Below are 12,594 nucleotides of genomic sequence, written 5' to 3' on the forward strand. Positions count from 1 at the left end.
CCCTGGTCCGAAGCTACGGTCTGCGCCAAGAGTTCATCACACCATATTGTCCGCAGCAGAACGGCATGATGGAACGATTGATCCGGTCGCTAAAGGAGCAATGCGTTCACCGCCAGCGCTTCGAAAGCCTAATCCATGCCAGCCGAACCATTGCTGATTGGGTTACGTTTTATAATGGCTTGAGGCCTCATCAGGCTCTTGCAATGAAGACACCTAACGAGGCATACAAATTAGCAGCATAACTTGAGCAGAAATTGCTGGGTCAATACAAAGTCGTAGAGGCGCAGCTGCTTCCTCTTGCTGAGGATGTTTATTTGCTCGCCTATAAACTGCCCGCGACAAACACCCGCCGCAGTTCAGTTTGGAGGAGGCAGAAAAGCACCGCTAATCCATGCTGGCAAATGTTGTTTCACCAAGGCACAAAGTACCAAGGCAGCGATTGAACATTTTTGTGAGCAAGCCCTTCAGCTAAAAGCCCTGCCGGGGGCCGAGAGCCGCTGCGCGGCGGGGCTAAACGTGCTGGAATGCGGAGGTACAATCAACACTGCAAAAACTTAACGGTTTCTCCAGATTGCGCCTAGAAACACAGCGAGACCCACCAGCATTATAACGCCCGCCAAAAAGAATGGGGTGCCCGCAGGCGCCAATCCGGTTTCCATCACAAAAGTAAAGCTCTGCGTCATCAGCAATGTCGACAAAACCATGGCCAGCCCAAACAAGCTCGACACCGCGCCTTGAAGCGCCCCTTGCTGATTTACGGGCAAAAAACAACTCATAAGCCCGTTGATGGCCGGTGGAACCAGCGCACCAATGACAGCCACGGGCAAGAGCAGCGCGGCAACAAACCCGGAGCTGGCAAAGGCAAAGCCGAACAAAGCCAGCGCCGCAAACACAAAGCCCACAAGTGCTGTGCGTGCCTCCCCATGTCGCGGCACTGCATAGCGGATAAGGCCGCCTTTAACGCTGGAAAATCCAAGCCCGACCACGGCAAGCGACAGCCCGACTTGCGCGCTCGACCAGCCATAAACCTCAATGGTGAAATAGGGCCATATAGCGGTGTAGGCGTGGTTGGCCAATTGGAAAAAAAACAATGCAGTGAGAAACAAGCCCATGCTTGGAATCTGCGCCATTTGCCTGAGCGCCCCAATGGGGTTGGCCCGCGCGACTAAGAAGGGTCGTCGTCGAGATTGGGACAGTGTTTCTGGCATGTAGAAGGCCCCGTATGTGAGCGAAAGAGCCATAAGCACCGCGGCAACGTAAAACGGCAAGCGTAGCCCAATCTCGCCTAAGAAACCCCCAAGCACCGGACCAAACACAAACCCGGCGCCGATACAGGCACCAACCATGCCAAAACGCTGTGCCCGGCTTCGGCTACCAGAAATGTCGGCAACCGCCGCATAAGCCGCCGCATATGTAGCGCTGGCGGCACCGGCCACAAGTCGTCCGGCAAACAGCACCAGCAGACTATTGGTAAAGGTCATGATGAGATAATCAACCACCAGCACTGCAAGCGAGACTAGTAATACTGGTCGGCGGCCGAACCTGTCGGACAAAGCGCCAAAAGCAGCACCAAAGAGAAACTGCATAGCCGCATAAAGCGCCGCGATATAGCCGCCAAGCACCGCTGCTTCAGCAATGGTCCGCCCACTCAGCTCGGCGACCAAACCAGGCATAACGGGTATGGCAAGCCCTGCGCCAATTGCATTAAGCAGGGCAACACCGCCAATAAACATCAGCGTATGCCAAGGGCGTTTTGCCGTATCTTGAAACCGTGTTGGGCGGGACATGCATGACTCAGTCGATAATTGGTCATAGGGGTGTAGCAACACCTCTCGTCCATGTAAAACACGATCCTGTTAAAAAGGCTATTCCGGTGCGTCTTGAACCACTTGCTTTTGTGTTTCCTCGTCTTTTACCGCAAGTCTTGCAAAGAACTGTGTTATCGCTTTTTGCGCTTCCTCGCTCTCCCACCGGTCTGCCAGCTTCTCGAGGGTGTGTTCTACCTGCCCTTCAAACGGGCTGCGGGCCAGATGCTGACACAAGGCTTTTGCCTCGCTGACCGCGCCGGGCATGCATTTTAAAAAAGCCTCTGCTTCTTCCAGCACCTTGTCTCGCAATTGGCGAATATTTACGGTGTAACTGACAATGCCCATGCGCAGCGCATCTTGCGCGCTGAGCGATTTGCCACTCATAAACATCTGCCGCGCATTACCCTCGCCAATGCGCCGAACCACATAGGGCCCAATGGTCGCAGGAATGAGGCCGAGCTTGGTTTCGGTTAAGGCAAACCGGCTTTCGTCATTGGCAACAACGATATCACACACACACAAAAGACCGACACCACCACCAAATGCTGGCCCATTCACCCGGCCGATCAAAGGTTTCGGGAAGCTGTCAAGCACCTGTAGCATGTCAGCCAAACGCTTCGCCTCTGCGATTTTTACATTGCGATCATTGCGCGCCTGCAATTGCATCCATTGCAAATCTCCGCCGGAGCAAAACGTACGACCGGATCCGGTCAGCACCACAACACGTGTTGTTTCCTCCGCTGCCAACTCGGTGAACAGCTGCACCAGCTCGTCCATCATCTGGGCGTTAATCGCATTTCTCTTATCTGGGCGGTTTAATGTAACCTGCGTGATACCGTTGTCCGCACGCTCGACTTGCAATGTTTCAAAGCTCAAATTCTCGATCCTGCAATTTATTGGTGTATTCCTCTGCTCTTCGCATAGAATCTCTGTCTAGGTCACAAGAATAACCCAAACGATCAAACAGGTCTAATAGACTTAAGCTGCTAACGTTTCCTTTGGCCCCCGGGGCATAGGGGCAACCTCCTAGACCACTTATGGCTGCATCATATGTACGCAATCCAAGGTTGAGTGATGCTTCCACGTTTGCCAGAGCTCGATCTCCCGTATCATGAAAATGACCGGCTAATTGTGCTGCATCACATGTTTTCAGCACGGCCTTCAGCATTGATTCTGTTGTTGCTGGTGTGCCAGCACCAATCGTATCTCCAAGCGATATCTCATAGCAGCCCATATCCAGTAATTGCCGTGTTACCTTAGCCACCTGCTCGGCAGGTGTCGGCCCGTCATACGGACAGGCGATAACGCAGGAAACATATCCACGCACCGGTATGCCATCGGCCTTTGCCTGCGCAATCACTGGCTCAAACCGAGCAAACGCTTCATCAACGGAGCAGTTGATGTTGGCCTGACTGAACCCCTCAGAGGCCGAGCCAAAAATGGCCACCTCATCAGCACCCGCTGCCCTTGCCCCCTCATAGCCGCGCATATTTGGGGTGAGGGCTGTGTACTTCACCCCTTTCTTGCGAGTGATGCCCGCCATGACTTGCGCAGCATCGGCCAACTGCGGCACCCATTTGGGCGAGACGAAACTAGTTGCCTCTATTTTTTCATAGCCGCAAGCAGACAACAGGTTGATAAGCTCGATTTTAGCCGCGGTCGGAATGATTTGTTTTTCGTTCTGCAAGCCATCACGAGGCCCCATCTCGACGATTTTAACTTGCTTGCTCATGCTACAACCTCCTCTAGGGAAAGCAGCAGTTGACCCTCATTGACTTGTGCGCCCTCTGCCACATGCACGCTGGCCACCACGCCATCTCGCGGGGCTTTGAGCGCATGTTCCATCTTCATAGCTTCGCTAATCACCAGCGTTTGCCCCGCTTGCACGGTATCGCCTGCCGCCACTTGCACCGCCAAAACAAGCCCTGGCATGGCAGCGCAAATGCTATTGCCAGCCTCTGTGCTGTCGTCCTCGGCAGTTAATTGGTCAAGCGCAGTGAAAGCGTAGTGCTCTGCCTCGCATGCAACTGAAATGCGCGTTCTATGTTGTGAAACGCGGAAGGTCCTTTGCTGCCCTTGGCTCATTACGCGCAGGTTTTCGCCTTCCTTGGCGAAGATTTGTAGCTCAATATGCTCATCCCCAATCGCAGCGGTAAAGCGATTTGCCGCAAGAATGCCGAGCGCGACATCAAGCAGCTCATCGCCCCATTGCAAATGGCAATGCTGTGTTGCTGGCCCAAAGTGCCGCCAGCCGGTGAGCGATGCAAACGGCTCTTTTGCATCTTGTCCGGCTTGATCTTGTAGCAAACCCAGCTCGGCAATGGCAGCGAGCGCGATTATGAGAGATGTCGGCTTTGCCGGCCGGGTGAGGCTCTCGAGCTCGCGGTCAATAAGCAAGGTATCCATTTCGCCTGCCACATACTCGGGCTGTTGTGATAGGCGAAACAAAAACGCTGCGTTGGTGGTTGTGCCATCTATCTTCGTTGTGGCAAGGGCCGCTTGCAGCTTGGCAAGTGCGCTGGCACGGTTATTTCCATGCACAATTATCTTGGCGATCATCGGGTCGTAGTAGGGAGTAATGCTATCACCAGCACGTACCCCGCTATCCACTCGCGCCAATTCAAAGGGTAAGTTAAGAGCCGCAATCTCGCCAATGGCTGGCAGAAAGTTGTTTGCTGGATCTTCTGCATAAAGACGCGCCTCAAAGCTGTGGCCGCGCATTTGCAGTGCGTCCTGCCTTTTTGGCAAAGGGCCGCCTGCTGCCACTTGCAACTGCCACAACACCAGATCTTCGCCCGTGATGGCCTCGGTCACCGGATGTTCCACTTGCAAGCGGGTGTTCATCTCCATAAACCAAAACTTGTCTGGCTGTAGCCCATTTGAGCTATCGCAGATAAACTCGACTGTGCCAGCCCCTTCATAGCCCACCGCTTGCGCGGCTTTTACAGCAGCAGCGCCCATGGCTTCTCGCATCTCAGCGCTCATGCCGGGGGCGGGCGCTTCCTCAATCACCTTTTGGTGGCGCCGCTGTAGCGAACAATCCCTTTCGAACAAATGCACCGCGTTACCATGGGAATCGGCAAATACCTGCACTTCCACATGGCGTGGGTTGGCGATGTACTTCTCTATCAGCACATGCCCATCACCAAAGCTGGCAAGGCCTTCACGCTGGGCACTTAGCAAAGCCTCATGAAAATCATCCGCGAGCTCCACTTTGCGCATGCCTTTGCCGCCACCGCCCGCGCGGGCCTTGATCAGCACCGGATAGCCGATCTGTAAGGCCTGCTCGGCGAGGAATTCTGTATCTTGTCTCTCGCCATGGTAGCCCGGTACCACCGGCACACCCGAGCGGGCCATTAACGCTTTGGCGGCATCTTTCAGCCCCATGGCGCGGATCGCGCTAGCAGGCGGGCCGATAAACGTCAGTCCGGCCGCTTCCACTGCCTCCACAAACGCCGGATTTTCAGAGAGAAAACCGTATCCGGGGTGGATAGCCTGTGCACCACTGGCGAGTGCTGCGGCTATGATCCGCTCAATGTTGAGATAGCTCTCACCCACGGCAGAGCCACCAATGTGATAGGCCTCATCTGCCATGGCCACATGCAGCGCGTTTTCATCCGCATCAGAGTACACCGCTACAACAGAAATGCCTTGTGCCTTGGCGGTGCGGGCAATGCGGCAGGCAATCTCACCACGATTTGCAATCAGGATTTTGCTGAACATCTCCGCGCTCCTACATTCTGAATACGCCAAAGCGCGTGTCTTCAATGGGGGCATTCAGGCAAGCGGCTAAGGATAGGCCGAGCACCTCGCGCGTTTTGCGCGGGTCAATCACCCCGTCATCCCAAAGGCGGGCAGAGGCATAAAGCGGATGCCCTTGCTCTTCAAACTGAGCCACAATAGGGGCCTTGAAGGCCTCTTCATCTGCGGCGCTCCACGTGCCACCCTTGCGCTCGATTCCATCGCGGCGCACCGTCGCCAGCACGCCGGCCGCCTGCGCCCCGCCCATGACAGAAATGCGGGAATTCGGCCATGTCCATAAAAAGCGCGGCGAGTACGCCCGCCCGCACATGCCATAATTGCCCGCGCCAAACGAGCCACCAATGATTACAGTGAGTTTGGGTACTTTGGCGCAAGCCACCGCTGTCACCAGCTTGGCGCCATCCTTGGCGATACCGCCCGCCTCGTATTTCTGCCCCACCATAAATCCGGTAATGTTTTGTAGGAAAATCAGCGGGATTTTGCGTTGACAGCACAGCTCTACAAAATGCACACCTTTCAGCGCAGCCTCGGAAAATAGAATGCCGTTATTGGCGACAATGCCCACCGGCATGCCATAGAGATGCGCAAAGCCGGTGACCAAAGTGGTACCATAGCGCGCCTTAAATTCGTCAAAGCGCGAGCCGTCGGTGATGCGGGCAATCACCTCGCGTACATCATAGGGTGTTTTGAGGTCCGCAGGCACAACACCCAGCAGCTCTGCAGGGTCATAGAGCGGTTCTTGTGCTTGGGCTCGCGCTAACTGCTCGGGCTTGCGCCGGTTTAAATTGCGCACAGCTTGCCGCGCTAGGGCCAAAGCGTGAGCGTCATCACGCGCGAGCACATCGGCCACACCGGACAGGCGCGTGTGCACATCGCCGCCGCCGAGATCTTCCGCGCTCACCACTTCGCCCGTTGCTGCTTTTACCAGCGGCGGACCGGCAAGGAAGATTGTTCCCTGTTCGCGCACGATAATGGTTTCATCGCACATGGCAGGCACATAGGCACCACCTGCGGTGCACGACCCCATCACCACCGCAATCTGGGCGATGCCCTCGGCGGACATGGTGGCTTGATTAAAGAAGATACGGCCAAAATGCTCTTTGTCTGGAAAAACTTCGTCTTGCTGTGGCAGATTTGCCCCGCCAGAATCTACAAGATAGATACAGGGTAGGCGGTTTTCCCACGCAATCTCTTGCGCCCGCAAATGCTTCTTTACGGAGAGCGGGAAGTAGGTGCCGCCCTTCACTGTGGCATCATTGGCCAGCACCATGCATTCTTGGCCCTCTATGCGGCCGATGCCAGCAATCATCCCTGCAGCGGGACACGCGCCCTCATACATGCCATGGGCTGCAAACTGCCCCACCTCTAAAAACGGTGAGCCGGGATCCAGCAGCCGCGCCACCCGCTCGCGTGGTAGTATCTTACCGCGCCCTTCGTGCCGGGCGCGCGCTTCTTCGCCACCACCTGCCACAGCCAGTGCGCTGGCAGTCTCGATCTCGGCTATTGCGGCCAAATGCGCTTCCTCATTTGCCGCGTAGTCGGGCGATGCTGCGCCTAGGGTTGATCCAAGCACACTCATTATGCGGTTTCCTTGAAGAGCTCGCGCCCGATGAGTATGCGGCGGATTTCCGAGGTACCCGCGCCGATTTCATAAAGCTTGGCATCTCGCACAAGGCGGCCTGTTGGGTACTCGTTGATATAACCATTGCCACCAAGGCTTTGCAGTGCTTCAAGTGCCACCTGCGTTGCTTTTTCGGCTGAGTATAAAATGCAGCCCGCCGCATCCTTACGCGTTGTCTCACCGCGATCACATGCCTGCGCCACTGCATAAACATAGGCGCGGCAAGCATTGGTGGTGGCGTACATATCGGCGATCTTGCCTTGCATCAGCTGAAATTCGCCAATGGCTTGGCCAAATTGCTTGCGCTCGTGAATATACGGCATCACCACATCCAGCGCCGCCGCCATAATGCCAAGTGGCCCGCCGGAAAGCACCACGCGCTCATAATCTAGGCCCGACATCAGCACCCGCACACCGCCGCCCAGTTGCCCCAGCACATTCTCTTCCGGCACCATGCAATCTTCAAACACCAGCTCGCATGTATTGGAACCGCGCATACCCAACTTGTCGAGCTTCTGCGCTGTCGAAAACCCGGCAAAGCCGCGCTCGATAATAAAGGCTGTGATGCCACGCGACCCGTCCTCGGGGTCGGTTTTGGCGTATACCACCAGCGTGTGCGCATCCGGCCCGTTGGTGATCCACATTTTGTTGCCATTCAAAACGTAATGATCGCCGCGCTTCTCTGCCCGCAGCCGCATGCTGACGACGTCCGATCCCGCCCCCGGTTCTGACATGGCCAGCGCGCCAATATGTTCGCCGCTGCATAGTTTCGGTAGATACTTTGCTTTTTGTTCGGGCGTGCCATGCCGGTTGATCTGGTTCACGCACAAGTTTGAATGTGCCCCATAAGAAAGGCCGATAGAGGCCGAAGCGCGGGAAATCTCCTCTACCGCCACCACATGCGCCAGATACCCCATGCCAGAGCCACCATAGTCTGGGTCTGCAGTGACGCCCAGCAGGCCCAGCTCTCCCAACTGTGGCCATAAATCCGCAGCAAACGTGTTGGTTGCATCAATTTGCTCAGCCCGTGGTGCCAACTTCTCTTGCGCCCATCGCTGAGTCATCTCGCGCAGGGCATCAATCTCTTCGCCCAAGCCAAAACTCAAACTGTTGCTGAACATCCCCAAAAGCCTCCCGCTTTAACGCCACAGCCGGGCGTAACTGCCAACACAAATAATCTGCAATTAAACGAACGTACGTTTGATTATATAAGGCAGAACAGTTAAGCTGCAATCAAACCTTGGAATAGGTCAGCGCGAAAAGTAATGGGTAGTTAAGAGAAGAAATGGCAAGAACCAAAGGCTCAATTGGCAAAGATACGCAGGCTGCCATTTGGCAAACCGCAAAAAAACTAATCGTATCACACGGTTTTGAAGCTATGACTCTGCGCCAGCTGGCCGCCGAGGTCGGGCTGCAACCAGCATCAATCTATCGGTATATTAAAAGCAAAGACGAGCTGCTGCAAAGCTTGATGCTAGAACATATGGGCCAGCTACTGACGGCTTGCCAAAAGGCAGTGCCTCGGCATGCCACTGCTACGCGGAAGCTGGAGGCGTTTGTCGCCTTCCATATCCGCTACCATATCGAACGCCGTACGGATGTCATCCTTGCAAACTTGGAGCTACGTTCTTTGCAGGGCGAGGCCCACGCTCAAGTGGTTACCAAGCGCCGCTCCTATGAAGAGCAGCTCATCGCTATACTCGAGCACGGGCGAAATGAGGGAGCGTTCGCCATAAATGAGCTGGAAGTCGCTGCCTATGCGATTCTTGCCATGCTTACCGGCGTGTGCTTCTGGTACAACCCAAAGGGACGCCTTTCGATTGAGGAGATAATTAACGAGCACATAGCGCTCGTTATGCGGGGTGTTGCCGCCTCCAAGTAGAAGTGCTGAACGGGATGAATTCAAGGTTCCTAACCGTATAGCTCACTTACAAACCCATTAAATTTCAGCTAGTCTTACCCCAATCAATAGTGGTCAAAGCCACAGTGCCAAGCAAGGTTGGGGAGAGCCATGCGCCTATTTTCATATAAAAATCGCCCTGTGCATCTGGGTGGCTATCCGATGGAGCGTTTGCCGCGTACCAGCTCCGCTGTAGCACTGCCGCCCGTTCCGCCGCCAAAGGCGCTCAGTTATGCAGATGCGCAGAACCCGCTTTCCTTGAGCAATTCAATTGCCTGTGTCGCCTCCTTGCTGGATGCAATTCGCGAGGGCAATGTCGCCCCGAACCTCTCCGAAATTCCAAAAGACCCGCAGGAGCGGGCAGATCATTTGAAGGCGGCGGGTTATTTCTTTGATGCCACACTGATGGGCACCTGCAAGATCACCAAGGATATGTATTTGCAAGAGCCGGTGCACAATCCAGAGCTAGCGCAGTTGGCATTTGAGCTGCAAACCTTTCAGCCCAAAACGCTTGCCTCTGGCATTGACATGGTTTTGGCGGACCTGCGCGAAGCAGCGAAAACCGCACCACAGCCGATCCCCCACCACACCGATGCGCTCATCGTGGCTGTCGAGCACCCCCGCGCGCCAGACCCCGGCGAGCCGGGCGGCGAGTGGATACATGGCTGTAATCCGGCGCGCTCTGCCATCCGCGCTGCTGAAACGGCTGTTGTTCTCGCGTCCTATCTGCGCTTGCTGGGTGTAGAGGCACGGGCGCACACAGCTTCCAGCACAGATGTGAACCTTGCTCAATTGGCGCTCGCCTCCGGCCTAGTAGAGCGCCAAGAAGGCGGCGCGCTTGCCAACCCCTTTATCGGTTCAGAGTTCTCCCTTGCGGCGATAACAACAACGTTGGAGTTGGCGCCCGATGCACCACTTGCTCCGCGAAATTTAGCGGATCGGTGGAAAGCCTTTGGCCCTTCTTGGCAGTTGGGGGCCAGCACCTACAAGAATGCATGGAACAGGAAGCCCTATGAAAACAGGCGGTTTTATCAAGGGGCCTTCCCCTTTGAAAAGATCAAGCGTGTTGTAAAGCCAACCACGCTGATTGATGCGCCTCGCGTGCCGCGAGTGCCAAAACGGGCGGATATGTTTGCCCGCGCGCTTTTCGGAGACATGGGCAAGCCCTTGCAAGATGCGGCCAAGGGTGGGGCGTTCATTTCCAAAAACCCGATGAGCTTTTGTGCAAGGCGGGCGCTGGGTGCGCTCATCCTGCGCCAAGATGGAGATAAGGCAGAGGCAAAGCATCCAAGTGCCAGCGATCCGCTTAAGAACGCGCAGAATGTAAAGGCCGCCCTTTATTTTCTTGGCTGCGATGCGGTGGGTATATCCGATTGTCCTGATTATGCTTACTATTCCCATGATGCGGGTGGGCGAGAAATTACCCCGTATCACCCTAACGCCATCTCGATTCTCGTAGATCAAGGGCATGAAACCATGGAGGGCGCCAGCGGCGACGATTGGATCTCTGGGGCACAGTCCATGCGGGCCTATCTGAGAACATCGTTGATTGGTGATATCGTTGCAGCGCACATCCGCTCATTGGGGTATGCGGCGCGCGTGCACTCCGCTGTTGACGGCGAGGTGTTACAGCCACCTCTTTTGCTGTTGTCCGGTCTTGGCGAGGTGAGCCGGATTGGCGAGGTCATTCTTAATCCGTATTTGGGCCCGCGGTTGAAATCTGGAGCCATCACTACGGATATGCCACTGGCGCATGATCAGCCTATTGATTTCGGCCTACAGCGTTTTTGTGAATCCTGTAACAAATGTGCCCGGGAGTGCCCAAGCGGCGCCATAACCGCCGGGCCAAAACGCATGTTTAATGGCTACGAGATCTGGAAATCAGACAGCGAAAAATGCGCTCGCTACCGCGTAAGCCAGCCTGCCGGGGCCCTATGTGGCCGATGTATGAAAACCTGCCCGTGGAACTTGGAGGGCATATTTGCAGAAAAACCGTTCCACTGGACGGCGATGCAGTTCCCCCAAAGTGCACCGCTTTTGGCCAAGCTGGATGACACGCTTGGCAATGGCAGTATCAATCCAGTCAAGAAATGGTGGTGGGATCTGGAGGGGTCCCCTGCACAAGGCTACCGACAGGCCAAGCAAGTGAATGCGCGGGAGTTGCAAACAGAATTGGACCTCCGCTTCGAGGATCAAACCCTTGCCGTTTACCCAGCGCATTTGGCGCCACATCCCTATCCTTATCCATTCCCGATGGATCGGGAGGCGGGTATTCGCGCGTATCAGCAAATGCTAAGCCCGCAAGAGCACAAAGCGCGCCTTGCATCTGGGCAAACAGAAGGCCTTGTGCCCCAATACAAGGTAGATGCGAAAAATGCGCCAGTAATTATGGTAGAGGTAAGCAAGGTGGAATTTCTCTCTAGAGATATCGCGCGCTATGAGTTTACATCCGCGAAAGGCGAGCAGTTGCCAACCTTCGCAGCAGGGGCGCATATCGATGTTGTTATCGCCCCTGAATACTTGCGCCAATATTCCCTGGCCAGTGATCCAGCCAAGCCAAAAAGCTATGTTCTCGGCGTGCAAAAGGAAGCAAGCGGTCGCGGTGGCTCCATGCTCATGCACCGCATCTTTACCGAAGGCCGCAAGATTTTTATCTCCAAGCCGCACAATCATTTTCCGCTGCATGAAGATGCCAGCCACACCATCATGTTCGGTGGCGGTATTGGTATTACGCCGTTTATTGCCATGGCGCACCGGCTCCATACGCTTGGGCGAAGTTTCGAACTGCACTACTCTACGCGTACGCGAGAGGAGGCGGCTTTCCTTGAAGAGATGCAAGCAGCCCCGTGGGCACAAAATCTCTTTATGCACATTTCTGAGGAGGGCAGTCGCGCCGACCTCCCAAGCATACTGCAGGTGCCAAAGCAGGGAGCACATATCTACACCTGCGGATCAGACGGATATATGCAAGCGGTGTTGGAAGCAGCCACGCAGCAAGGCTGGTCGGAGGCGTCTTTGCATAAAGAGTATTTCTCACCGCCTGAGCAGCCGGAATACGAAAACTTCAATTTTGCAATTCATGTATCTGGCAGGGGTGATCCTATTAAAGTCACCGCAGAGGTTGATGCGGCGAGCGCTCTAAACTCAGCTGGAATCACTGTTCCAACCAAATGTTCGGACGGGATTTGCGGTGTGTGCGCTGCGCATCACGATGGTTCTGTCCCGATTGAGCATCGCGATTTCGTGCTGTCAGCGGCAGAGCGGCAAAGCAAAATTATTCTTTGTTGTTCTCGGCCGCTACATGAAGGCGCAGTTCTCAACATCTCACGACCCTAAACTGAATTAATTCCTGCTTGTTCATATTAATTTCTGGTTAACTTTTGGGGTATTTTGGGGGTGGGAGCTGGCTCTGATTGGCCTGTTTTTGGGGTTTTTGGGTGTTTTGTTTGGGTGTTAGTGATATACGCGGGGTTGTTTTGAATTAGGGCATTAAAGTTTTCCCG

9 protein-coding genes are annotated in these 12,594 nt (G+C 55.1%); 3 read left to right on the forward strand and 6 right to left on the reverse strand.

The window, feature by feature from the left end; genetic code table 11:
* On the forward strand, nt 1-242 hold a 242-nt coding region (locus tag AYK82_RS12845), incomplete at its 5' end, for an integrase core domain-containing protein (RefSeq protein ID WP_156453361.1).
* Between the two features lie 312 nt (nt 243-554).
* Here the strand turns inward: AYK82_RS12845 and AYK82_RS12855 are convergent.
* The 6 genes from AYK82_RS12855 to AYK82_RS12880 all read right to left on the reverse strand — a co-directional run bounded on the left by AYK82_RS12855 (nt 555) and on the right by AYK82_RS12880 (nt 8,297).
* Nucleotides 555-1,787 carry an MFS transporter gene (locus AYK82_RS12855; RefSeq protein WP_068316476.1) on the reverse strand — a complete coding sequence of 411 codons (1,233 nt, stop codon included), beginning with the start codon at nt 1,785-1,787 and terminating at the stop codon, nt 555-557.
* 78 nt (nt 1,788-1,865) lie between these two features.
* A complete protein-coding gene (locus AYK82_RS12860; protein WP_068316478.1) occupies nt 1,866-2,684 on the reverse strand; it encodes an enoyl-CoA hydratase-related protein in 819 nt (272 codons plus the stop codon).
* The gene (locus AYK82_RS12865; RefSeq protein ID WP_068316484.1) at nt 2,674-3,540 is read right to left on the reverse strand and encodes a hydroxymethylglutaryl-CoA lyase; all 867 of its coding nucleotides are present in this window, start codon (nt 3,538-3,540) and stop codon (nt 2,674-2,676) included. Before AYK82_RS12865 ends, AYK82_RS12860 begins: the two co-directional genes overlap by 11 nt.
* A complete protein-coding gene (locus AYK82_RS12870) occupies nt 3,537-5,531 on the reverse strand; it encodes an acetyl/propionyl/methylcrotonyl-CoA carboxylase subunit alpha (protein WP_068316487.1) in 1,995 nt (664 codons plus the stop codon). The genes AYK82_RS12865 and AYK82_RS12870 overlap by 4 nt, the downstream gene beginning before the upstream one ends.
* Nucleotides 5,532-5,541: 10 nt before the next feature.
* Nucleotides 5,542-7,149 carry a carboxyl transferase domain-containing protein gene (locus AYK82_RS12875; protein ID WP_068316489.1) on the reverse strand — a complete coding sequence of 536 codons (1,608 nt, stop codon included), beginning with the start codon at nt 7,147-7,149 and terminating at the stop codon, nt 5,542-5,544.
* The gene (locus tag AYK82_RS12880) at nt 7,149-8,297 is read right to left on the reverse strand and encodes an isovaleryl-CoA dehydrogenase (RefSeq protein ID WP_482811861.1); all 1,149 of its coding nucleotides are present in this window, start codon (nt 8,295-8,297) and stop codon (nt 7,149-7,151) included. Before AYK82_RS12880 ends, AYK82_RS12875 begins: the two co-directional genes overlap by 1 nt.
* A gap of 179 nt (nt 8,298-8,476) precedes the next feature.
* On the opposite strand from AYK82_RS12880, the gene AYK82_RS12885 reads away from it, so the two are divergent.
* Both AYK82_RS12885 and AYK82_RS12890 read left to right on the forward strand, forming a co-directional pair.
* The gene (locus tag AYK82_RS12885) at nt 8,477-9,073 is read left to right on the forward strand and encodes a TetR/AcrR family transcriptional regulator (RefSeq protein WP_068316491.1); all 597 of its coding nucleotides are present in this window, start codon (nt 8,477-8,479) and stop codon (nt 9,071-9,073) included.
* 129 nt (nt 9,074-9,202) lie between these two features.
* Complete coding sequence (locus tag AYK82_RS12890) at nt 9,203-12,427, forward strand: 4Fe-4S double cluster binding domain-containing protein (RefSeq protein ID WP_068316493.1); 3,225 nt, start codon at nt 9,203-9,205, stop codon at nt 12,425-12,427.
* The last annotated feature ends 167 nt before the right edge of the window (nt 12,428-12,594 follow it).

Source organism: Polycladidibacter hongkongensis (assembly GCF_001561995.1).
Classification (GTDB): domain Bacteria; phylum Pseudomonadota; class Alphaproteobacteria; order Rhizobiales; family Stappiaceae; genus Pseudovibrio; species Pseudovibrio hongkongensis.